This window comes from Nocardiopsis coralliicola, assembly GCF_054779695.1.
Window position 1 is genome coordinate 106,445 of sequence record NZ_BAAGXT010000003.1, and the last position, 21,303, is coordinate 127,747.

22 protein-coding genes are annotated in these 21,303 nt (G+C 69.2%); 17 read left to right on the forward strand and 5 right to left on the reverse strand.

The features are described from left to right. Window positions 1–42: 42 nt before the first annotated feature. The 3 genes from ACYVGT_RS03860 to ACYVGT_RS03870 form a co-directional block, all read right to left on the reverse strand. Complete coding sequence (locus tag ACYVGT_RS03860; protein WP_460854979.1) at window positions 43–1,677, reverse strand: MFS transporter; 1,635 nt, start codon at window positions 1,675–1,677, stop codon at window positions 43–45. A 46-nt stretch (window positions 1,678–1,723) separates the two neighbouring features. Further along, the gene (locus tag ACYVGT_RS03865) at window positions 1,724–2,374 is read right to left on the reverse strand and encodes an NADPH-dependent FMN reductase (protein WP_460854980.1); all 651 of its coding nucleotides are present in this window, start codon (window positions 2,372–2,374) and stop codon (window positions 1,724–1,726) included. A gap of 455 nt (window positions 2,375–2,829) precedes the next feature. Next, on the reverse strand, window positions 2,830–3,702 hold the full coding sequence (locus tag ACYVGT_RS03870; protein WP_460854981.1) for an SDR family oxidoreductase: 873 nt from the start codon (window positions 3,700–3,702) through the stop codon (window positions 2,830–2,832). A gap of 123 nt (window positions 3,703–3,825) precedes the next feature. Here ACYVGT_RS03870 and ACYVGT_RS03875 point away from each other — a divergent pair, with 123 nt between their 5' ends. From ACYVGT_RS03875 to ACYVGT_RS03890, 4 genes are all read left to right on the forward strand, one after another. Further along, entirely contained in the window at window positions 3,826–4,629 is an 804-nt protein-coding gene (locus tag ACYVGT_RS03875) for a TetR/AcrR family transcriptional regulator (protein ID WP_460854982.1), read from the forward strand. Window positions 4,630–4,717: 88 nt separating this feature from the next. Continuing rightward, window positions 4,718–5,053, forward strand: coding sequence for an MmcQ/YjbR family DNA-binding protein (locus ACYVGT_RS03880; protein WP_460854983.1), 336 nt, complete (start codon window positions 4,718–4,720; stop codon window positions 5,051–5,053). A 141-nt stretch (window positions 5,054–5,194) separates the two neighbouring features. Then, window positions 5,195–5,317, forward strand: coding sequence for a hypothetical protein (locus tag ACYVGT_RS03885; protein ID WP_460854984.1), 123 nt, complete (start codon window positions 5,195–5,197; stop codon window positions 5,315–5,317). A gap of 370 nt (window positions 5,318–5,687) precedes the next feature. Further along, complete coding sequence (locus ACYVGT_RS03890) at window positions 5,688–6,263, forward strand: rhodanese-like domain-containing protein (protein WP_460854985.1); 576 nt, start codon at window positions 5,688–5,690, stop codon at window positions 6,261–6,263. Between the two features lie 67 nt (window positions 6,264–6,330). On the opposite strand, the gene ACYVGT_RS03895 is transcribed toward ACYVGT_RS03890, so the two are convergent. Beyond that, window positions 6,331–6,552, reverse strand: coding sequence for a hypothetical protein (locus ACYVGT_RS03895; protein WP_460854986.1), 222 nt, complete (start codon window positions 6,550–6,552; stop codon window positions 6,331–6,333). Between the two features lie 42 nt (window positions 6,553–6,594). Between ACYVGT_RS03895 and ACYVGT_RS03900 the strand changes: the two genes are divergently transcribed. From ACYVGT_RS03900 to ACYVGT_RS03915, 4 genes are all read left to right on the forward strand, one after another. Next, window positions 6,595–7,068, forward strand: a complete 474-nt coding sequence (locus ACYVGT_RS03900) for a type 2 periplasmic-binding domain-containing protein (RefSeq protein WP_460854987.1) — start codon at window positions 6,595–6,597, stop codon at window positions 7,066–7,068. Between the two features lie 602 nt (window positions 7,069–7,670). Further along, on the forward strand, window positions 7,671–8,972 hold the full coding sequence (locus tag ACYVGT_RS03905; protein ID WP_460854988.1) for a hypothetical protein: 1,302 nt from the start codon (window positions 7,671–7,673) through the stop codon (window positions 8,970–8,972). A 223-nt stretch (window positions 8,973–9,195) separates the two neighbouring features. Beyond that, entirely contained in the window at window positions 9,196–10,431 is a 1,236-nt protein-coding gene (locus ACYVGT_RS03910) for an acyltransferase family protein (protein ID WP_460854989.1), read from the forward strand. Window positions 10,432–10,445: 14 nt separating this feature from the next. Further along, on the forward strand, window positions 10,446–11,060 hold the full coding sequence (locus tag ACYVGT_RS03915) for a TetR/AcrR family transcriptional regulator (protein ID WP_460854990.1): 615 nt from the start codon (window positions 10,446–10,448) through the stop codon (window positions 11,058–11,060). Between the two features lie 132 nt (window positions 11,061–11,192). Here ACYVGT_RS03915 and ACYVGT_RS03920 read toward each other — a convergent pair whose 3' ends face one another. Continuing rightward, window positions 11,193–11,420, reverse strand: a complete 228-nt coding sequence (locus ACYVGT_RS03920) for a hypothetical protein (RefSeq protein WP_460854991.1) — start codon at window positions 11,418–11,420, stop codon at window positions 11,193–11,195. Window positions 11,421–11,857: 437 nt separating this feature from the next. Between ACYVGT_RS03920 and ACYVGT_RS03925 the strand changes: the two genes are divergently transcribed. The 9 genes from ACYVGT_RS03925 to ACYVGT_RS03965 all read left to right on the forward strand — a co-directional run bounded on the left by ACYVGT_RS03925 (window position 11,858) and on the right by ACYVGT_RS03965 (window position 21,200). Further along, window positions 11,858–12,946: a hypothetical protein gene (locus tag ACYVGT_RS03925; RefSeq protein WP_460854992.1), complete on the forward strand. Its 1,089-nt coding sequence runs from the start codon at window positions 11,858–11,860 to the stop codon at window positions 12,944–12,946. A 46-nt stretch (window positions 12,947–12,992) separates the two neighbouring features. Next, entirely contained in the window at window positions 12,993–13,766 is a 774-nt protein-coding gene (cpaB, locus tag ACYVGT_RS03930) for a Flp pilus assembly protein CpaB (RefSeq protein WP_460854993.1), read from the forward strand. Window positions 13,767–13,776: 10 nt separating this feature from the next. Then, entirely contained in the window at window positions 13,777–15,426 is a 1,650-nt protein-coding gene (locus tag ACYVGT_RS03935; protein WP_460854994.1) for an AAA family ATPase, read from the forward strand. Between the two features lie 66 nt (window positions 15,427–15,492). After that, window positions 15,493–15,879 carry a TadE/TadG family type IV pilus assembly protein gene (locus ACYVGT_RS03940; RefSeq protein ID WP_460854995.1) on the forward strand — a complete coding sequence of 129 codons (387 nt, stop codon included), beginning with the start codon at window positions 15,493–15,495 and terminating at the stop codon, window positions 15,877–15,879. Window positions 15,880–15,931: 52 nt separating this feature from the next. Beyond that, window positions 15,932–17,263, forward strand: a complete 1,332-nt coding sequence (locus ACYVGT_RS03945) for a CpaF family protein (RefSeq protein WP_460854996.1) — start codon at window positions 15,932–15,934, stop codon at window positions 17,261–17,263. Further along, window positions 17,260–18,189: a type II secretion system F family protein gene (locus ACYVGT_RS03950; RefSeq protein ID WP_460854998.1), complete on the forward strand. Its 930-nt coding sequence runs from the start codon at window positions 17,260–17,262 to the stop codon at window positions 18,187–18,189. Before ACYVGT_RS03945 ends, ACYVGT_RS03950 begins: the two co-directional genes overlap by 4 nt. Window positions 18,190–18,216: 27 nt before the next feature. Next, window positions 18,217–19,125, forward strand: a complete 909-nt coding sequence (locus ACYVGT_RS03955) for a type II secretion system F family protein (protein WP_460854999.1) — start codon at window positions 18,217–18,219, stop codon at window positions 19,123–19,125. Between the two features lie 6 nt (window positions 19,126–19,131). Then, window positions 19,132–20,511 (forward strand): sensor histidine kinase, encoded by a 1,380-nt coding sequence (locus tag ACYVGT_RS03960; protein ID WP_460855000.1) that lies wholly within the window; start codon window positions 19,132–19,134, stop codon window positions 20,509–20,511. Continuing rightward, window positions 20,508–21,200 carry a response regulator gene (locus tag ACYVGT_RS03965; RefSeq protein ID WP_460855001.1) on the forward strand — a complete coding sequence of 231 codons (693 nt, stop codon included), beginning with the start codon at window positions 20,508–20,510 and terminating at the stop codon, window positions 21,198–21,200. The genes ACYVGT_RS03960 and ACYVGT_RS03965 overlap by 4 nt, the downstream gene beginning before the upstream one ends. Window positions 21,201–21,303 lie beyond the last annotated feature (103 nt).

The window sequence follows — 21,303 nt, forward strand, 5'->3', positions numbered from 1 at the left end:
GCCGAGCGGAGCCACCCGGGACGGCGACTCATCGCGGGGACCTCAGCGCGGCTGCTGCGGGTCGGGGTCCTGCCCGCCGCCGGAGCCGGGTACGGAGGCGGCTTCCGGATCGGGCCCGCCGGCGTCCTCGCCGCCGAGACCGGGCAGCGCCATGCCGCGGAGTCCGCGCAGGGTGAGGAGGATCGCGCCGATGCCGACGACCGCGGCCGCGGCGTAGGCGGCGACCGCCCCCCAGGTCAGTGCATCCTGCGCGGCGGCGAGCAGCCGCTGCCCGTCCAATCCGCCGAGCCCTTCGGCGACCGACACCGCGCCTCCGGGGCTCTGCTCAGCGGCACCGATACCGGCGTCGGAAACCCCCGCGGGCGCGGTGGCCCCGAGCATCCGGCCGTAGACCGACATCGAGATGCTGCCGATGAAGGCCATGCCCACCGCCCCGCCCATGCCCGCGCTGATGTCCTGGACCGCGACCGCTGATCCCGCCCGCTCCGGCGGGACGGAGGTGACGATGAGCTGGGCGCCGAGCAGCATCAGCGGGGCGATGCCCAGGGAGACCAAGGTGGTGCCGGCGATGATCACCGCGATCAGGTCCTCGCCCGCGGGCAGTGCCGCGATGATCGCGAACACGCCGAGCAGCGAAATGCCGAGGCCGGCGCTGATCAGCGGACCCGGAGCGATCCGCCGCGCCAGGACCGGCGCCAGGGCAGCACCCAGGATCGCGGCGGCGCCCGGAGCGGCGAGCATCAGCCCCAGGCGCCCGGTGGGCACGCCGACGACGATCTGCAGGTACTGCACGAGGACGAAGTCCACTGCCACGAACGCGATCGCGGCCAGCACGAACGCCGCCGCGGCGACCCGCAGCGCGGGGACCGCGAACAGCCGCAGGTCCAGCAGCGGGTTGTCGACGCGCCGCTGCCGGATGATGAACCACGCCCCCAGTGCGACCCCCGCCAGCGCCGCCAGGAAGTAGGGCAGCGCAAAGCCCCGGTCGGCGATCTCCTGCAGCCCGAAGACCACCAGCATCACCCCCGACATCGACACGGCGACGCTGACCGTGTCGATCCGGCCGGTCGTCGTCCCCCGCGTCCGCGGGAACACCCACAGCCCGACCGCCAGGACCAGGGCCGCAACGGGCACGTTGATCAGGAACACCGATCCCCACCAGAAGTGCTCCAGCAGCAGCCCGCCCATCGGCGGCCCGAGCGCGCTGCCCGCGGGGAAGGCGCCCATCACCGCGGCGAACGCGATGCTGAAGTGCTTCGTGCTGGTGAACATCGAGCGCAGCAGGGAGATCGCGGCCGGCGAGGCCGCGGCAGCCGCCGCGCCGATCAGCACCCGCGCGCCCAGCAGCACCGCCGCGTCGGGGGCGAACGCCGCGAGCGCCGAGGAGCCCAGATAGAGCGCCATCGCCGCCATGAGCAGCCGGCTGGGGCCGATCCGCGCGGTGAGCCAGCCCATGGTGATGACGAGGCCCGCGGCGACGAACTCCCCCACGTGCATGATCCACAGGACCTGTGTCGTGGTGGGCGTCAGCGCCTCGGTCACGGCGGGCACCGCCATGAACATCACGGTGAAGTCGGAGGCCATCAGGAACAGCGTCAGCGCCAGCAGCACTGCGGCCGTCCACGCATGCCAGGCGGGGCGGGCCGAGGTGCCGCTGACCGCATCGGTCGTCGTCATCGTTCCTCAGCTCGCAGAGGCGGGGGGCGGTCCGGTGCCTGCGCCGTCATTCGGAGCCGCCGAAGGGGTACGGGCGGTCGGCGAGCCCCTGGCGCAGGGTCTGCGCCCACCAGACGAGCTGGCTGAGGAAGCCGTCGGCGAGCCGGGTCGTGCCCGGCACGTCGGTCGGCCGCCCGTCGTGGTCGAAGGCGTTCCAGAAGTCGGCGAAGGTGATCGAGTCGCGCAGCGGGACACCGTGGAACTCGGTGAAGACGTTGCGCAGGGCGTCGATCGACTGGAGGCCGCCGGTGATGCCGCCGTAGGAGACGAACCCGACCGGCTTGAGCTGCCACTCGGTGTAGAACCAGTCGATCGCGTTCTTCACCGAGGCCGGGTAGGAGCGGTTGTAGACCGGGGCCACCACCACGAACGCGTCGGCGGATGCCAGGCGCCGGCCGAGCTCAGTCACGGGCTCGGGCTCCGGTGCGGACTCGTCGTTGCCGCCCAGCACCTGGGGAAGGTCGTAGTCGGCCAGGTCGACCAGGTCGACCTGCACGCCGTCCCGCTTGCGGGCCTGGTCGGCGATCCAGTTGGCCGGCGCCGGGCAGAAGCGATCGGTGCGGATGCTGCCCACGATCACCGCGATCCGGACGGCGGGGGCGGCAGCGCGTTCGGCGGAAGCATGTTCGGCGGAAGCGGCAGCGGTGGAGGTGGTCATCGCAATCGACTCCTGTGCGTCGCGTCTTCGTCGGTCGGTACCGACCCTGCGGCGCACCGGATTCGGGATGGCTTCGCAAAGTACGCGGCCCCGGCGGCCGAGCACCGAAACCTGCCGGGGATGCGGTCGGCCCGGACCTCGCATGGCGGCGCAGCCCCGGCGTTTCCAGCCAGGGCGGCGCCGTGATGCATACCGGCGCTCTCCCATGCGCGACCGGATGCGGCGCCGGCGAGCCGGCCTGGTCCCGGCCAGCGCCCGCCGCGGCCGGCGCGTGGGCCGCGCCGCTCGCTTAGGGCGTGTTGGGTGGACAACTGCCCTGCTGCGCGTCGCCCTGGCACGCCCCCCGCGGCGTTCTCCTCAATCGAGGAGGAAAACCCGCCCTGACCCATTCGTCGGCCTTGCGACGGGTGCACCGCCGACACCGCTCGCGACGAACGCCACCCACCAAATACGCCCTACCGGAAGTCGTCGGCGTGGTCCCGCGCCCACTGGGCGAAGGTCCGCGCCGGGACGCCGAGCGCGTCCTCAAGCGTGGGCTGCGCGGCGAAGTAGCCCGGATCGAAGTCCGCGGCGGCCTCCGGGTCGGACGGGTCTCCGTCGTAGTCGGTGAATCCGAGGAGGAAGTCGGCGTTCTCCGCGGCGAATCCGCCCTGCAGCAGGTACAGCCGCTTGGCCTCGTGCGGCGTGACCTTCTCCAGCAGGATCTTCTCGCCGATGGCCGCACTGATCGCCTCGACCTGCTCGCGCAGGCTGATCATCTCCGGGCCGTTGAGCGTGTAGGCGCTGCCGGTGTGCCCGTCGTCGAGCAGGGCGGCCACGGCAGCGTCGGCGACGTCCCGTTCGTGGACGGGGAACCAGGCGGCGTCGGGATTGGCGTCGCGCACCGTGCGCTCCGCCCGGATGGACGGCCCCCACAGCTCGGTCTTGTTGGCGGCGAACTCGCCCGGGCGGATGTGGGTCCACTCCAGCCCGGACTCCTCAACGGCCTGCTCCACCGGGAGGTGGAAGGTGGTGTCGAATCCGCCCGTCACGGCGCCCGAGGAGAGGACGGTGATACGGCGCACGCCCGCTGCGCGCGCCATCGCCACGGTCTCCCGCGCTGTCTCGGCGACCGGGAAGAGGTACATCCGCTCCACGCCTGCGAGCGCCCCGTGGAGCGTGGCCGTGCTCTCCAGGTCGCCCTGCACGAGGTCCACGCCCCGCGGCAGAAGGGTCCGCGCGCGCTCCGGGTCCCGCGTCAGAGCACGCACGGGCACACCCCTCCCCACCAGGCCCTCGACCACATGCCGGCCGACCTTGCCCGTCGCCCCCGTCACCAGAACCGTCATCGGCGCACCTCTCTCTGCGTGGGTTCGGGGCAGCATCGCCCGCACCTTTTCCGTATCGCATACGGCTTTAATTTTTACCGTACCCTATACGGGAAAAGTGGCGATCGGATCGGGGCCAGGGCGTTGGAACGGAACGAGAGCGGGCAGGGCGACCCCTCGACCACACTGCGCCTGCTCTGGCGCGGCCAAGCGCAGGACAGCGCGCGGCCGGCGCGGGGCCGCAAGCCGCGGGTCGGGGTCGACCAGATCGTCGCGGCCGCCATCGCCACCGCCGACCGCCACGGCCTCGACGCCATGACGATGGGCAAGGTCGCGCAGGCGCTGTCCGTCGGCACGATGTCGCTGTACAGCCACGTGCCGGGCAAAGCGGAGCTGGTCGAGCTGATGGTCGACGCCGCCTGGACCGAGCTGGACCTCCCCACCGAAACAGGGGACCCGGAGCACTGGCGCGCCAGCGTCGAGCTCTACGCGGAGCGGACGCTGGCGCTGTATCGGCGCCACCCGTGGCTGCGCGCGGTCTCCACCGTGCGCCCGCCGCTGGGCCCGGGGCTGCTCGCCCGCCACGAGTACCTGCTCGGGGTCCTGTCCGGCGCCGGACTCGATGCCCCCAGCGCCGACGCCGCCACCTACGCCATCGTCACTTTCACCGACGCCGCTGCCGCCGCCCAAGCCGACCGCGCACACGCGGAGGCGGCGAGCGGACAGTCCGACCGCGCCTGGTGGGAGAGCCGCCAGGAGTTCTGGGAGACGATCTACGACCCGGCGCGCTACCCCGCCACCACCCGCGCATGGAAGGAAGGGGCGCTGACCCGCAGCGGCGCCGATGCCGCGGACACCGCCCGGGAGCTCGGCCTTCAGTGGCTCTTGGACGGCATCGCGGGGCGCCTCACCGGAACCGGTTCCGCGGGCTCCCTGCCGCGCCAGTAGGTTGGACCGCCGACCGGCGCCGATGCGGCGCGCGGGAAGGCCGGCAGCGGGTACGCCTCAATCAGGACCGCCATGCGAAGGGGCACCGATGAGCACCGAAGACGACGTCCGCCGGCTGGCCACCGCGCTGCCGGAGGTGAGCGAGCGGACCTGCTACGGCACACCCGCGTTCTACGTCGCCGGCAAGATCTTCGCCCGCTTCCACGAGCAGCCCGGCGTTCTGGTGTGCTGGCTCCCCGACCTCGACGACCGGGAAGCCCTCCTGGCCGCAGACCCGGAGAAGTTCTTCACCACCGACCACTACCGCGGCCACGCCAGCGTTCTGATCCGGCTCGACCGGGTGGACGCCGGCGAGCTCGGCGAGCTCCTCGCCGATGCATGGGAGTCCCGCGCCCCCGCACGCCTGCGGACGCCCTCCGAGTAGGCGGCTACAGCGTGCCAGGCCAGCAGGCATTCAACGGCCCGCCCCGCAGAAGTCCGGCGCAGCCTTCGGCCCGCTCCCCCGCGTTCGCGGAGCATCCGCGGCGCCGCTAGCCTGGCGGCCCCCCATCCCCCGGAGTCTGCTGTGAACCGCACGACCGCGACCGTGCTGATCGTGCTCGCCATCGCCGCCGCTGTCCTCGCTACTGCCGTGGCCGTGTTCCTCATGATGCACGCCAACCTGCAGTACGAGACCGAGTTCTCCTGATCCCTGCCTCTCTCCTGTGGAGCCCCTTCGTGACTCGCCGGGCCAAGACCGCCCTTCTCATGCTCGCCCTCACCGTCGTGGCCCTCACGGTCGGCCCAGTGCTGGCCGCGATCGTGAACGCCCTCGCGTGACCGCGGCGCGGGCCGTCGGGGCGCACGGCTGATCAGGGCCGACACCGCAGTGGACGCGCACGGTCCTTGGCGCCCGATCGCGGCGATTGCCACCGTCCCCACCGCCGCCCTTCTCTTGGGCCGCTGTTCGCGGTGGTGGACAGGCAGACATATCCTGAATTCCTGACCAGTTAAGTAGGCATCCTGCCCCGGCGCCCCGCCGCGGGCGGACTCTCTGAGCAATCGAGGAGCCCTTCCCGATGAGTGCCACCATCGACACTGCCGACGCGCAGGCGCTGCCCGCTGGCACAGCCGTCTTCCTCGACGTGCGGACGGCCGGGGAGTTCGAGTCGGCGCATATCGCCGGCGCCGTGAACCTTCCGGTGGACAAGGTCGGCGCACACTCGGCCGAGATCGCCGGTGCGGAGCGGCGCATCGTCGTCGTCTGCCAGGCCGGGCCGCGCGCGGAGCAGGCTGCGGCGGCGCTGTCCGCCGCGGGGGCCGCCGACGTCGCGGTGCTCGCGGGCGGCATGAACGCCTGGACCTCCTCCGGCGCGCCGGTCGAGCTCGGCACGGAGCGCTGGGCGCTGGAGCGGCAGGTGCGCCTCGTCGCCGGCAGCATCGTCCTGGTGGCGGTCCTGGCCAGCATCGCCTGGGAGCCGGCCAAGTACGTCGCCGCGTTCATCGGCGCCGGCCTGACCTTCGCGGCCCTGTCCAACACCTGCGCCATGGCCCTGCTCCTGTCCAAGCTCCCCTACAACCGGCCCGCCGCCGCGACCGACCCCAAGGACGCCGTCGCGGCAGTCACCGGAGCCTCCGCGCCCGCGCGCGCCTGAATCGCGCCGGTCCGGCCACGGTCCCGAACGCTCGGCGGTCGGGGCCATCGCCATGCTGCGGAAGCGCCTACCGGGCGCGCTCCTCGGGGCGGCTGTTCGGACCGGAGCCGCCGAGACCGATCGCGAGGGCGACGGCCGCAAGGGCAGAGGTGGTCCATAGGAGGGGAACGATGCCCGCGCTCTCCACCACGAGGCCGCCAATGAAGGCGCCCAGGGCGATAGAGGCGGTGAAGACGCCGACGTAGAGTCCGGTGACCTGCTCGATCCGGTCAGGGGCAGTGGTACTCATCCAGAGCCCTTCACCGCCGTCCCCGAAGGCGAGGTCGATGCGGTGATCGCCGAACTGCCCGTGCACAAACCCGAGCTGACCACGGGCTTCCGCTCCCCCCCCCAGGACCAGTTCGTCGTCCTCAGCGCAGGCCATCCGCTCGCCGAGCGCAGCGCACTCGACGTGGAAGACCCCGCCGAGGTCGACCTCCTGCACCGCCCAGGCGACGCCCCCGACTACTGGATGGCCGCCCGGACACCGCCGACCACCCCGTCGGGCGCAGCGATCCCCTCCACCACCGGCATCGCCTCCATCCACGAAGGCACGGTCCTCGCCGCCTCCGACCGCCACACCCGCACCGACCTGCGGTTCATCCCGGTACGCGGGCTGGAGAACACCAGCCAGCTCGGCCTCGTCTGGCGCACCGGCGCCACCACGCCACCACTCACCGCACTCGGCGAACTGCTCCGCGCCGGCAGACCAGGGCAGGCGGCCGGCCGCCCCGCCGGGGAACCCCCAACCTCTTCGCACTGCTGAGCACACTCCGCTACAGCGCGGCACTCGTCTCCTGGACGGCGCGGACCGCGCATCCGGAGCCAGCACCCAGCCCCTGCACTCGCCCCCGGCCGAAAACGGCCAGTCAGCGCGCTGTGCCAGAGACTGATTCGCGACCCGCGGCCGTTGTCGGAAGCAGCTCTCCCTCTCTCCGCTGCGCGCAATGCGGGACCGTCCCGGCGGCAGGTCCGGTCCCCGCACTCCCCGCTGCAGCGCCCGGATCCGCTGCACTGCCCCGGGACACGGGGGAGCCTCCGGGCTGCGGCCGGCCCGTCGGAACGCCGCAGGCGACGGCCGCCATGATCCGTCCCCGGGCGGCCCGGTCGCTGATCGGCCGTGTCAACCCCGCTAGCAGGGTGTCCCCCGCAAGCCCCTCCGCCCGAGGGCGGGGTTTGGTTACGATGCTGGGAACAGCCACCCGACCAGCGCCGCCCCCGCTCGCGGTTCCGCCCCCAGCCGCCACGTTCAGGAGTACGCCGGTGCCGTCCTCCTCGCCCGCCCTTGCCGCCTCCGACCCGCCGCACGCGACCGAGCCCGCAAGTGCGCAGCGGACGCCGCCCCCTGCCAGCCCATCCGCGACGCGTGTGGTGCTCCTCGCCGACCTGCCCCCGACCGGCCTGCTCGGCGATGACCGCGCCGACCGGTTCCCGATCGACAGCAGCGAACCCGAGGACCCGTTCCGCGCCTTCGGCCCGTTCGTCGAATTCGCCGGTGCGCGCACCGGCGCCGGCGGGAAGATCGTGGCCCTCTATCCGGCGTGGCGGGAAGAGGCGGCGTCGCGCTGCATCCGGTTCGCCCGCGCCCGCGGCCTCACCGACGACATCGCCGCGGTCGGCCTCGGACTCGGCCCGCTCGCGCTGTCCTTCCTCGCCGACCAGCTGACCTACCTGGCGCGCTTCCTCCCGCCGGGCGCCGTCGCCGCAATGGCCCGCGAACTGCCCCACCACCTGCTCTCCGGCGCCTGCCTCAGCAGCGTCGCCGGGCTGGCCGCCCTGCCCGTCACCACGGCCCAGCACTTCGGCTCCTACCTGCCCCGACGCGCCTTCCTGGGCCTGTGCTCGCCGGCACAGGAGGTGATCACGGTGGAGCCCGGAGAGCTTGCCGAGGTCCTGCCGCCGCTCCCGGGCACACCCGTGCAGGTCGTCTGGTCGGCCCCGGACGGCGCCGGCGACACCTTCACCGAAGACCTCCTGCCCGTCCTGCGCGCCCACGCCACCCGCGACGTGCCGCCGCAGCCCCTGGCCGCCGAGTACTGGGGCACGCCGCGCGCCACCGAGTTCGTCGCCTACAGCGCCCACCCGCAGGCCCTCACCTACGCGGCCCGTTCCGTGCGCACCGTGGAGTGCCGCTGGTGCAACGAAGCCGTCGCCGAACCGCAGTGCCCGTTCTGCGGCAGCACGGCACACACGGCTCCCGGCCGGCGCCCGCCGCTCGGCGGCCCGCCGTCGATCCGAGCCGTCGGCACCCCGAGCGTGCGCACCGACCTGCCGCGGGCCGCCCCGCTGCTGCCCGACGCCGACCCCTTCGCCGACGAGCTCGTTCCGGCCTGGGCCTCCGCCCCCGCCCCCGCTGTCATCGCAGAGAGCGCGGATTCCGGCGGCACCCGCAGTCCCGGGGAGGCTGCTGTGCCGCCCCCGGCCCTGGAATGGGCCCCCGAGGCGCCCGCCCTCGCCCAGGACTCGGGCCCCCCGTTCCCGCAGCGCGAACCGTCCGACGACCCGCCGCCCCCGCGCCCCCTGATCCCGCGGCCGCGTCCCCCCACACCGTTCGCCCCGGCCGTGCCGGCCGCAGCAGCCCAGCCGTGGCAGGAGCCGCCTGTCGGCCTGCCCATCGCCCCCAACGGCCGCCGCGCAGCCCACCCCATCCCGGTGCCCGACGACGCCTGAGCCCGCAGGCCTGCCTCACCGGGCATTCCCGATCCACCGTGGTGTCCGCCCCGGCCGAACCCGTGCCGGCGGCAGCTCGGCGCCGCGGCGGGTCCGCGGCGCCCTCGGCCGGCCCCGCCGAGCGCTGCCCGCCCGCTGCGCCCCCGAGCCCGTCCCTGACCTTTCCCTGATCCCTTCCTATCCATATGGACAGGAAGGGATCCCGCTCCCTAGCTTGCTGTCCATGTGGACAAGAACCGCGCACGCATTCCCGTCACCGCCCCCGGCCAGCCCGTCCGGACGGCCGAGCCGGCTGCACTACATCGACTCGATCCGCATTGCGCTGTCTGCGCTGGTGATCCTCCACCACGCAGCGCAGGCATACGGGCCGGCGGACTGGTGGTACATCGAGGGCCAGCCCAAGGCGCAGTGGATCGGGGACTTCGCCGTCCTCAACGCCCCCTTCACGATGAGCCTCTTCCTGCTGATCGCGGCGTACTTCCTGCCTGCGGCGGTCGACCGCCGCAGGGAGCGGCCCTATGTCGGACCGCGGCTGAAGAAGCTCGGCGGGCCGATCCTGGTCGGCTTCTTCCTCGTGATCCCGGTGCTGATGTACGCCTACTACCTGAACTTCCGCGGCTACGGGCCCATCGGCTTCGGCGACTACTACGTCAATATCTACCTCGGCGAAGGCGCCAAGCCGGACTCGTGGACCGGTCCGGTCTGGCCCGACCGGCAGTTCGGGCACCTGTGGTTCATCCAGCACCTGCTGGTCTACTCGCTCGCCTACCTGGCCTGGCGCGCGGTCGCCGACCGGCTGCGGGTGCGCCGCGGCCTGCCCGGCCCGCCCGGGACCCGGCCCGCGCCGGAGCGCATCGGCGGGCTCGCCGTCCTCGGATTCGCCGGCGTCGTCGGCGCCGGGACCGCCCTGATCCGGATCTGGTTCCCCGTCGACGTGTGGGTGCCGGTTGCCGAGGTCATCCAGACCGAACCGGCCGACCTCGCCCAGCATCTCCCGTTCGTCGCCGCAGGTGTGCTGGCCTACCGCCGCGGCTGGCTGCAGGCGCTCCCCTCCCGAGTGGCCTACAGCTGGCTGGCAGCGGCGGTCGCGCTCAGCTTCGCCTACCCCGCATTCCGCGCCCCGCTCACCGGCTTCTTCCAGTGGGGCGGCGCCAACGCGGGCCAGGTGGCCTGGGCGGGCTACGAGACCGTGCTCTGCGTCGGCTACGCACTCGGCCTGCTGGTCCTCTTCCGCGACCATGTCCGCGGCACCTCCCGTCTGCAGCGCACCGCGGCGGACGCCACCTTCGCGATCTACCTGATCCACCTGCCGATCGTCGTGGGCCTGCAGTACGCGGTACGCGACCTGCCGGTCGGCGCCACCGGCCAGTTCCTCACCGTCGCCGGCGCCGGCTTCGCGCTCAGCGTCGCTGCGGCCCTGGTACTCCGCCGCACTCCGGGGGTGCGCGCCATCCTGTGAAATAGACTTGCGCCGTGTCAGCCACGGCTCCCAAACCCAACCGGGGCGAGGCGCGGACGGCGCTCATCGCCGCAGCCCGCCGCCTCTTCGCGGAGCGCGACTACCGGGCGACGACGACCCGGCAGATCGCCGCCGAGGCAGGTGTCTCGCACGCACTGCTGCGCTACCACTTCTCCTCCAAGGGCGGCCTGCGCGACGCCGTCGACGAGGAGGTCCTCGGCTCCTTCGGCCGGGCCTTCGACGCCGCCGGCGCGGAGGGCCTCGAGCGCGGCACTCTGCCGGAGGCAGCGCGCGCGGCGGCGCTGGTCTTCGGGGCCGACCCGGAGCGCCGGCGGTACATCCGGCGGGTACTGGTGGACGGGGACGCACGGGCGGCAGCCCTGCTCAGCCGGCTCGTCGCGGGAGCCGAGAGCGAGATCGACCGGCTCCTCCCCGACCCAGCCCCGCTGCCGGAAGAGGACCGCCGCTGGGCGGCGTACCAGGTGCTCTTCCTGGTTCTCGGGCCGCTGCTCTTGGAGCCGTCGCTGGAGGCCGTCTTGGGGCGCGACCCGTTCGCCCCGGAAACGCTGGCCGGCCGCAGCGCAGCCAATCAGCGGCTGCTCGAACGGGGCCTGCTCGACCGGCACTGACTCCCCCGGGCGCCGGCCACGCGCCCGGGAAGCGCTCCGCAGCCGAACCCTGCATGCGCTCATGCCCGCCGACGAGCCGTCAACGCCTGAGCGCTCGGGGCCAGCCGCGCCGCACGGAGACACCCGCCTCCGTCACTCCGGCGGTTCCTCCACCGCGGGCACCCGGACCCACCGCAGCTCATCCCACCACGGATGCAGCGTCCACTCCTCCAGGTAGTCCCGCAGCTCCCGGGCCTGCTCCCGCTCGATCGCCTCACCGTCCTCCCACACGGCCTCGCAGTTCCCGCACATCACGAACTCCGACCCGGCCACCGGCATCGCCGCCACCCGGTACCGCCCCACCTCGTCCGCTCCGCACATCGGACACCGCTCTCCACTCACCCCACGACCCTCACCCCCGCTCCTGACCCAGCGCAACCGCCTCGGCGCCGCTGCGGCCCCAGAGTGATGCGATGGGACCTTGACCGATTCCGGTCAATGGACTCTGCGCTAATCCGAATCGTCATAATCGAAAATTTCTCCCGATGAAGACGACGGAGGTCACCACTTGGGAACCGGTGGTCCTCCCCCCACGTCGGTGTACGAGGCCACTGAAGGATCGGAAGTCCGCCGCTATCAGGAGGCACCACCCCCAACAGATGATCTACAACACCGTGACCGAAAGGACACCGCACCATCCACAGGCACAGCCCGTCATCGCTTAGGACCGATCGCGCACAGTAGGCTGTACTACCGCAGAAAACGGCTTTACGCCCTCCAACCTGCACACCCCTTCATGAACACCGGGAGCTCTCGAAGTGACCGTCGGCTCTTCCAGAACCACAAGCGCCGTCGCCCTCCTCGGCGACTTCCCCAGCAGCGGCCTGCTGGGGAAGTTTCAGGCAGAGCGCTTCCCGATGCGCGGGGACACCTGGGGAGAGCGCACGGACGCCTTCGTTGACTTCGTCGAAGCCCAACACGGTCAAGGGCGGAAGGTACTGGCGCTCTATCCACAATGGGATGCTGATCACGCACAGCGGGTCATCGCCTTTGCGCGGGGAGCACTGTCCACGGACACGATCGGCGCGGTCGGCATGGAGCTCTCGCCGCTCGCCCTGTCCTTGGTCTCGGATCAGCTCGCCTACCTCGCCCCGTACCTTCCGGCGGGCGTCACTGCCGCACTCGCCGTCGAGCTACCCCGCCAGGTCCTCTCAGGGGCCTGGCTGAAGCGGGTCAATAACCTCTCCAACATCCCGGTAACGTTCAAGCAGCATCTCGGGTCCCTGCTTCCGAAGACCACGTTCCTCGCCTTCAACGCGCCCGCGAAACGCGTGGGACGCGTCAAGAAGGGCGACCCCCGCCCCAACCTGCCGGGGCGCCCCATGGATCCCGTTCAAGTCCTGGTCGCGCGCCCGAACGAGCACAGCCTCGACGAGTTCAACGAGCAGCTCACTCCCGCACTGCGCGCCGTCTCCCTTAGCGCTCTCCCCGAGCAACCTATGGGTGCCAAGTACTGGGGTGTCCGGAAGTACATCGAATTCGTCGTGTTCAGCGCCCATCCGCAGGCACTGCCCAGCGCCCCCGGCTCAATTCGACCGGTCACCTGCCCTTGGTGCCGCGAGTTGGTCGAAGGCGTCCTGTGCAACTTCTGCGGAAGCGTCAACGAACGTGTCGTCGGCCGGCCGCCCACGCGCAGCGCAGACGTCCCCACCCCACCCAACAAGCGCACTGGCGAGCACATCCGGCCCGCATGGGTCGGTGCCCAGTCCAACCGGAACGCATCGGCAGACGGAACCCGTCGGCCCACCGGAGCAGCTCCGCCGACTTCCCCCGAGGCCCCCGGCGGCGCCCATCAGCCTCCCGCCCCTGCCGCACCTCCCGGCCTGCATCCGCCCGGTCGTTCCTGAACTCGCACACGTCCATTCGTCAACCCCTCCTTAGGAACGGAAGCGTATGAACCCCCGTCAGCGACGCGGCCTCCTGCTGATGATCGTCGCCGGGATCGGCGCCATCGCGGTTTTCCTCACCGTGGTGTCCTATGTCAACGGCATCAACCGCGAACTGGGCACCTACCGCACCGCGCTCCGCCTCACCGAAGAGGTGGCCCCGTACCAGCCGATCACCGAGGACATGGTCGAGCCCCACGAGGTGCCAGCCCGCTTCTTCGAGGAGGACATCTTCATCTCCGACTTGGAGCAGGTGCTCGACCAGCCTGGGCGGCAGCCGGTCTCCTCCACCTACATCTCTGAGGGGTCATTGCTGCAGACGTCGATGGTCATCCCCGCCCCGGAACTGGAAGCCGGCGAGCGGGAAATCGCCATCATGGTCAACGCTGAGACCGGTGTCGCCGGCAAAGTGAGCCGTCAGTCCCGCGTCGACATCTATGCGACCTACCCGGCCGACGGAGATGGCGGAGACAGCTGCGCCACGCGCGTGCTCACTGATGTAGAGGTTCTCGAGGTCGGCCAGGTTGGCCAGAGCACCGATGAACAGGGCCAGACGGCGGCAACTGTCCCTGTGACCTTCCGCCTCAATCCACAGGACACACTGCACCTCACGCACGCAGAGGCGTTCTCCTCGTCGCTGCGCCTCGGACTCATCAGCCCCGAGGGCTCCGGCGAGCCGGGCGACATGCAGTTCTGCAGCAATGACCAGCGCCAGCTCGAGGAGGAGAGCCAGGGCGACGGCAACGGCGGCGGTGGCGGCAACGCCGGCGGCGACAACTAGGGACTGGGACATGCCGCACAGGATTATTATCGGCGTCCCGAGCCCCGAGCTCGAGACATCACTCACGGTACGGTTCGACGAGCTTCCGGATGCCGAGATCGTCAGTGTGCACCGCTCCTATCCGGAGCTGAGCGAAACGCTTCGCACACTGCCCGACCTGGACGTGCTTATCGTCCATGAGAGCCTCGGACCGCTGCCCGCCGTGGAACTCATCCGCGACGTCACGCGCAGCCATCCGCAGCTCGCGGTCCTCCTCATGGTGGACGAGTACAACCCCGAGGTCTTCGCACGTGCAATGGAGGCCGGTGCGCGGGGAGTCCTGCCGCACAACAGCACCATCGGTGACCTGGATGCGCGAGTGGCCCAGGCGGCGGAGTGGTCGAAGACGCTTCGCCGCCACTTCGAGGAAAGCAACGCAAATGTGCCAGCCTCCGGGCGGCGCGGCACCATCATCACCTTCACCGGCGCCAAGGGCGGGATCGGCACAACCACGCTCGCAATCCAGATGGCCAGGGCGGCGGCGCAATTCGGCCGGTCCACCTGCCTCGTCGATCTTGACCTGCAGAAGGGCGACGTCCCGGGCTACCTGGACCTCAACCATCGCCGCAGCATCGTGGACCTGGTCCAAGCGGCGGACAGCATCAGCGCCTCCATGCTTTCGGAGGCGCTGTACGTCCATCCCGAGGGCATGCACATCTTGCTTGCTCCCCGAGAAGGCGAGCGCGGCGAGGAGGTTACCGAAATCGCGGCGCGGCAGATCTTGGCTTCGCTGAGTTCGCGCTACGAGATGGTCGTGGTGGACTGCGGGTCGCATATGACCGAAGCGACGGCTATGGCCTGCGAGCTCGCCCATACCTCCATTGTCACGGTCACCCCCGACCTGCCCGCGCTGCGCGCCGGCCAGCGGCTCATCTCCATGTGGGAGCGGCTGCAGGTCCGGGAGAAGAAGAACGTGCAGTCCATCCTCCTCCGGCATAGTCGGCACAACGAGATCCAGCCCGACTTCGCACGGAAGCTCCTCGGCGTCACGATGACCTCGACACCGATCCCTTCCCTGTATCGAAGCCTGGAGGAGGCAAGCAACACCGGCGACCCGCGCCGCATCACCGACGAGAACCTGCTGAAGCCGTTCAGCAAGGCTGCGGCTGAGTTGGGTGTGTTGTCGTCGCAAGATCCGGTGGACCAGGAAACACCCTCCGCCGCTACCGAATCTACCGAGGAGATCACGGCTCCCCCTAAGAAAATGGGGATTTTCCGAAAATCGTCCCAGCCGAAGGAAAAGAAGAATAAGAAGCAGAAGGCCGATAAGGGCGCTCAAGTAATAGAGTTTGCCGCCGTACTTCCACTCATCGGCCTCTGCGCCCTCCTGGTCTGGCAGGTGGTCCTCTTCGGCCTGACCAGTATGTACGCCGGCCACGCCGCGAACGAAGCGGCACGCCAGGCGGCCGTTACACCCGATGACCTCCCCAAGATTACCGGCGAAGCCGCGAAGCGGGTCACCTCCCCGTGGGACAACTCGAACACGTTCCATGTAGACATCGAGCACCGTCCGGACGGAACCTCCTACGCCAGGACCACCCTCGCGATGCCGGTAGTCCTTCCCGGAACCGATTCACCTTGGGACGTCAGCGGCCAAGCCCGGATCTTCTACGAACAGTGACCCGCATGGAACGCCGGCGACCCCGCATAAGCCGTTCACCGGCGCAGGAACGGAAGGGTAGGACCCATGCCACGATCCCCCCGGCAGGCGGTGCTCCGCCTCCGCCGCGCGGAGTCCGACAAGGGGTCGCAGTTCCTGGAGTTCGCGGCCTTCCTCCCCCTGGTACTGGCCATCGTCGTCATTGCGATGGAGATGTTCGCCGGGTTTCTCGCCCTAGAACGCATCGGCGGGGCTGCAAGGTCGGGAGCGCGGACGGCAGCGGAGCAGGGAACCGACGCAGGGCAGGCGGCAGCGCGGGAATCGCTGCCCGGATGGCTCGAACACGCCGACGTGACCAGCGGATTCGACAGCGGAAAGCACTACGTGGAGGTGTCTGTGGCACCGCCGTTCCTCTATAAGTCGGCGAATCTCGGATTCACTCTCACGCGCCGCGTCACCATGCCGGACCTCTGATCGCGTCCCGGCAGTACGACCGATCATCTGAAGCTGATGGAGACACCCGCCCATGGGCCTGAGGAACAGACTCTACGAGACCGCGTCTCCCTCACGTGAGACCAACGACCGCGACGGCGTCTCCCACTGGCGCCAGCGTCTTCTGACCGAGGTCAACCTTGAGGATCTGGCCAAGCTCAGCACACAGCAGCGGCGGATCCGGCTCGAAAAGGTCGTCGATCACCTCCTTTCCCGTGAAGGGCCGGTGCTGTCGGACCGGGAGCGCAGCCATCTGATCCGCCGCGTCGTCGACGAGGCACTCGGACTCGGCGTGCTCGAACCGCTCCTCGCAGACGACACCATCACCGAGATCATGGTGAACGGCTCCGACTCGATCTTCGTCGAGCGCGCCGGCAAAGTGGAGCGCCTTTCCACGGGCTTCGCCAATGACAACCAGCTGATGCAGACCATCGACCGCATCGTCTCCCAGGTCAATCGCCGCGTGGACGAGTCGAGTCCGATGGTCGACGCACGGCTGCCCAGCGGCGAACGTGTCAACGTGATCATCCCTCCACTGTCGCTGACCGGGCCGACGATCACCATCCGCCGGTTCCCCAAGCCGTTCACCATCCAGCAGCTCGCACGCAAAGGCAGCATCGATGAGCACACCGGTGCGCTGCTCGCGGCATTCGTACGGGCGCGCTTCAACATCATCATTGCAGGCGGCACCGGCAGTGGTAAGACGACCTTCCTGAACGCCCTATCGGCTTTCGCTCCCAATGAGGAGCGCATCATCACCATTGAGGACTCCGCCGAGCTGCAGCTTCAGCAGCAGCACGTCATTCGCTTGGAGTCCCGGCCCGCCAACATGGAGGGAGCCGGCCAGGTCACCATCCGAGACCTGGTCCGCAACTCCCTGCGAATGCGGCCCGATCGCATCATCATCGGCGAGGTCCGCGGCGCGGAGACGCTGGACATGCTTCAGGCCATGAACACCGGCCACGACGGCTCTCTCGCCACCGTGCACGCCAACTCCGCTGACGACGCCGTGTACCGGCTGCTGACGCTGGCCTCCATGAGCGAAGTCAAGATCCCCTTCGAGGCGATCCAGGACCAGATCAACGCCGCCGTCGACGTGATCGTGCACCTGTCCCGCTACGCCGACGGGACGCGCAGGGTCGGCGAGATCGGCATCGTCACATCGGCCAGGCGTGAGAAGTTCCAGCTCACCCCGGTCCTCAAGTTCCAGCCCCAGCCGTTGGACGAGCACGGCAAGGTGAACGGCCACTTCTACCGGAACCCCCTTCCGGATCACGTCGCGACACGTGTCCGCAATGCGGGACAGCTCGTACCCGAAGCGTTCAGTGTCGCTCCCCACTCCGTCCCCATTGGAGCAGTCTCGTGAGCCTCGATACACTGGCACTCCTTCTCGCCGCGACCACCCTCGCGATCGGCGTCTGGGGCTTTCGCGAGTGGGCCGTCGGTGCACTCGATCGCCGTGACCTGCGGTCGCGGGGTTCCCTGGAGGAACTGGAGAAGCGCTCCCTCTCGCCTATGGCGCGACTGGACGCGCTGCTGCGTCCCACAGACTTGGGAAAGATGCTCACCCGGCGCCTCCATGCGTCTGGCCTGCAGATGAAGATCTCGACCTTCATCCTGCTCACGGTCGGAGCCTCGGCACTCGCCGTCTTTTTCCTCTGGAAAGCCCTGGCCCCCGTCTTCGGGATCCTCGCTTCAATCGGCATGGTTGCGGGAATCTTCGGTTACCTCAAGCGTCAGGAGGAGCGCCGTAAGGAGGCGTTCACATCGCAGCTTCCGGAATTGGCCCGAGTCCTCTCCAACGCAACCCAGGCCGGCCTGGCGCTTCCGACGGCCATCGATATGGCCGCCGAAGAGCTCGACGATCCCGCGGGGGCCGAACTACGGCTGACCGCCCGGTCGATCCAACTGGGACAGCCGTTCGAAGAGGCCGTCGCAGACATGCGCGACCGGATGCCTTCCCGGGAAATCGGAGTACTGATCAGCACGCTGCTCGTTTCATCCCGCTCCGGCGGCGCTCTCGTCACGGCCCTGCGCAATATCTCGGGAACCCTTGAAGCCCGGAAAGAGACGCGGCGCGAGGTGCAGACCATTCTGGGCGAGGCTACTTCCACTGCTTACGCAATGCTCTTTATGGGCGTGGGCTCGTACCTTCTGATGAACACGATGATGCCCGGATCAATCACCACGATGGCTGAGAGCACTGCTGGCCTCGTCATCATCCTGATCACTATGGCGCTTTTCACAATCGGCTTCGTGGCGGTCCTCCGCATGTCGAAGATCGACTTCTAAGCATTCGCCCCCTGGAGTTGCTCGCAAATGTCACTGTCCCTGCCGGCGATCCTCCTCTTCGGCTTCGCCGCCGCCCTGTGCGTCGCCGTGTTCGCATGGGGACTGAACCTTCTCACTGCCAAAGCCCAAGTCGCGGCGGAGCTGACCGCAAAGGCCCCCAAGAAGGAGGATAACGAGGACGTCTTCATCCTTCACAAGATCACACAGGGGATCGGCTGGAGCTTCCTCCCGCTGATCAAGTCACGACTCAGCGACCAGCAGCTCGAGAAGCTGCGGCAACGCATCGACGCCGCGGGACGCCCCGAAGGGCTGACGGTTGACCGCTACCTCGCGCGCAAGGCTGGAGAGGTCCTTCTCTACGGGATTCTTGCAATAGTCCTGCTGCTGCGTGGCAGCACACTTTTCGCGCTGCTGGTTCTCGCCTTCACCTTCATGACGGAGATGCGCATCATCACCGAGCGCAACCAGCGGCAGGAACAGATCCAGAAGCAGCTTCCGGACTTCCTCGACGTCCTCGCCGTCACCGTGGGCGCTGGACTCTCATTCCGGCAAGCGCTCTCCCGCGTGTGCGATTCCATGCCCGGCCTGCTCGCCGATGAATTCCGCCATGCGCTTCACCAGATGGACCTGGGCACCAGTCGCCGCGACGCGTTCAAAGAACTGCGCAAGCGGAATAACAATGAATCACTCGGGCGCTTCGTCACTGCGCTGCAGCAGGCAGAAGAGCTCGGTGCGCCCCTTGCCGACGCGCTCATGACCATCAGCACCGATATCCGGCGCGATGACTCGCAGTTCCTTCGGCGGAAGGCGCAGAAGATCTCCCCCCGTGTCACCGGCGTTACGGCGGCAACGATCCTGCCCGGCCTCCTTCTCGTCATCGGCGGTGCCATGTTCCTCGGTCAGGACCTCGACTTCGGAATGTTCAGCGGTGGGTGAGCCTCGATGACCGGTGACGCTGCCGCCACGATCCCGAGACTCGCTGCGCTCGCGCGCCTCCTTCTCCAGGTGCGCATGCTGCTCTGCGCGGTGGTGCTCTTCCTCATTCCTCCGGAGATCCTCTCGGTCCCGACGATCATCACTGTCGTGGCGCTGGCACTGCTGTCAGGCATCGTTGCCCGCAACTGGCAGCGGCTCGTTCCTTATATCCGGTCCCACCCGCTCATCGTGGTGCTCGACGTGGTGCTGACGGAGACGGTGCTGTTCGTCGAGGGGCCGACTGGTCCCGCGTTCACGATCACGATCATCAGCGCCGCCATCGCCGGAATGCTGTACGGGGCCCGCGGGACCGCTCTCGTCATCGCCCTTCAGATCCTCTGCTACATGGCCGCCGCGGTGGGGCACATCACCCTTCTGGCGGAGGGGCCCCACACCGCCGCCGGCTACGGTTCGGTGATCTTCGTTCTTCCGTTCCTCTACCCGGTTTCCGCCGTGATCGGGCTGCGAATCCGTCAGGTCCTCGTCGAACTGTCGCACGAGCAGGGAGCACGCAGGCACGCGGAGATGACCGCCGCCGCCGCCGAGGAGCGGAATCGCCTCGCGCGCGAGATGCATGACTCCGTGGCCAAGACCCTCCGGGGAGCTTCCATGGCGGCACAGGCACTCCCGCTATGGATGGAGAAGGACCGTGAACGCGCGACTTCCATCGCGTCGCAGATCGTCGAAGCGGCTGACACCGCTTCTCAACAGGCTCGGGAGTTGATCCAGAACCTCCGAGACGCGGACGATCGCTTCAGGGGGCCACTCCATGAGGTCATCACAAGGGAACTAGCTGCTTGGAGCGCGGCATCCGGGCACCGTACAGAGTTGGCCATCGATCCTAACTGGCGGGCCGATCCCAGCGCCGAAACCAGACACGAGACGATCACCGCCTTCTGTGAAGCGCTGGTGAACGTCGATCGGCATGCCCGAGCGACTCGGGTCGACGTCAGTCTCCGGATCATCGGCGGCCGCGCAGCAATCGCAATCGAAGACGACGGGCGCGGATTTTCGCGCCCAACCGACGAGATCCTCAGCACGGAACGTGCCGGGAACGGCCATTTCGGGCTTCTGGGCATGTCAGAGCGCATGGAAAACGTGGGCGGCTCAGTCGGATTCTCCGCAGGTGCGGAGTGCGGAGCGGTCGTCACAATCGTCCTCCCCGGCCCCGCCAGCGACGCCACCGCAGCAGTCAAATCGGTGTCTGCTTCACCACCGCGTACCTCCACGCTTGCAGTGCGCGGCGGCCCGGCCTCGCCGGACCCCACATCCCCCGGAGAACTCTCCAAGGAATCGACTTCCGCTCAGCCCGAGCCAGAGCAACCTGCTACGAGGAGCCGTCCATGATCCCCCGGAAGGGAACATCCCCCGCGCCCCCGGCCACTATCACCGTTCTGGCCGTCGACGACAACGTCATCGTCCGAGCGGGCCTCGTGGCTCTACTGGAGGCATCCGAGGACATCAGCGTCGTCAGCGAGGCATCCGACGGGCAAGCGGCCCTGGACTTCGCCCGGCGTCTCAATCCCGACGTGGTCCTCCTCGACGTGCGCATGCCTGTCCTCGACGGCATTAGTACCCTCGACGAACTCACCGACCTCGCCGCGGTCATCATGCTGACGCACACCGACACGGCAGACATCATCAACACAGCCCTCGAGAAGGGCGCCGCCGGCTATCTGGTCCATGGACACTTTTCTGCGGAGGAGCTGCACCGGTCCATCCGCAGCGTGGCGCAGGGCGCCGGAACCCCCCTGTCCCCTGTTGCCGCGAAAGCAGCACTGGATGGGCGGAGAGGAACCCTCCCATCCCTGCAAGGTCGCAGATTTGAAGACCACCGCACCACCTTGGGCCTCACTGAACGGGAGCAGGAGGTACTGGCCGCGGTCGTCCGCGGATTGAACAACAAGGCGGTCTCGCAAGAACTCTTCCTCACAGAGAAGACAGTGAAGAACCACCTCAACCGCATCTTCCGGAAGCTCCACGTGACCACGCGGGCCGAGGCCATCGCGGTCTGGAACGGTGACTACGGGACGTGATTTCGCCATCGCCTCGGCTCTATGGCCAGGGAATATCCGGGCACGGCGCTTGGGCCTGAAAGTTGGGCCTGCGGGCCCTAGGCGACCTCGGCCCCGGGATCCT

Bases quoted from the DNA above. Each gene is read 5' to 3' on its own strand.
- ACYVGT_RS03955 (WP_460854999.1), top strand. From the start codon at position 18,217: ATGTCACTGTCCCTGCCGGCGATCCTCCTCTTCGGCTTCGCCGCCGCC.
- ACYVGT_RS03870 (WP_460854981.1), bottom strand. From the start codon at position 3,702: ATGACGGTTCTGGTGACGGGGGCGACGGGCAAGGTCGGCCGGCATGTG.
- ACYVGT_RS03865 (WP_460854980.1), bottom strand. From the start codon at position 2,374: ATGACCACCTCCACCGCTGCCGCTTCCGCCGAACATGCTTCCGCCGAA.
- ACYVGT_RS03965 (WP_460855001.1), top strand. From the start codon at position 20,508: ATGATCCCCCGGAAGGGAACATCCCCCGCGCCCCCGGCCACTATCACC.
- ACYVGT_RS03920 (WP_460854991.1), bottom strand. From the start codon at position 11,420: ATGTGCGGAGCGGACGAGGTGGGGCGGTACCGGGTGGCGGCGATGCCG.
- cpaB (WP_460854993.1), top strand. From the start codon at position 12,993: ATGAACCCCCGTCAGCGACGCGGCCTCCTGCTGATGATCGTCGCCGGG.
- ACYVGT_RS03880 (WP_460854983.1), top strand. From the start codon at position 4,718: ATGAGCACCGAAGACGACGTCCGCCGGCTGGCCACCGCGCTGCCGGAG.
- ACYVGT_RS03890 (WP_460854985.1), top strand. From the start codon at position 5,688: ATGAGTGCCACCATCGACACTGCCGACGCGCAGGCGCTGCCCGCTGGC.
- ACYVGT_RS03935 (WP_460854994.1), top strand. From the start codon at position 13,777: ATGCCGCACAGGATTATTATCGGCGTCCCGAGCCCCGAGCTCGAGACA.
- ACYVGT_RS03940 (WP_460854995.1), top strand. From the start codon at position 15,493: ATGCCACGATCCCCCCGGCAGGCGGTGCTCCGCCTCCGCCGCGCGGAG.
- ACYVGT_RS03860 (WP_460854979.1), bottom strand. From the start codon at position 1,677: ATGACGACGACCGATGCGGTCAGCGGCACCTCGGCCCGCCCCGCCTGG.
- ACYVGT_RS03960 (WP_460855000.1), top strand. From the start codon at position 19,132: ATGACCGGTGACGCTGCCGCCACGATCCCGAGACTCGCTGCGCTCGCG.
- ACYVGT_RS03895 (WP_460854986.1), bottom strand. From the start codon at position 6,552: ATGAGTACCACTGCCCCTGACCGGATCGAGCAGGTCACCGGACTCTAC.
- ACYVGT_RS03945 (WP_460854996.1), top strand. From the start codon at position 15,932: ATGGGCCTGAGGAACAGACTCTACGAGACCGCGTCTCCCTCACGTGAG.
- ACYVGT_RS03910 (WP_460854989.1), top strand. From the start codon at position 9,196: ATGTGGACAAGAACCGCGCACGCATTCCCGTCACCGCCCCCGGCCAGC.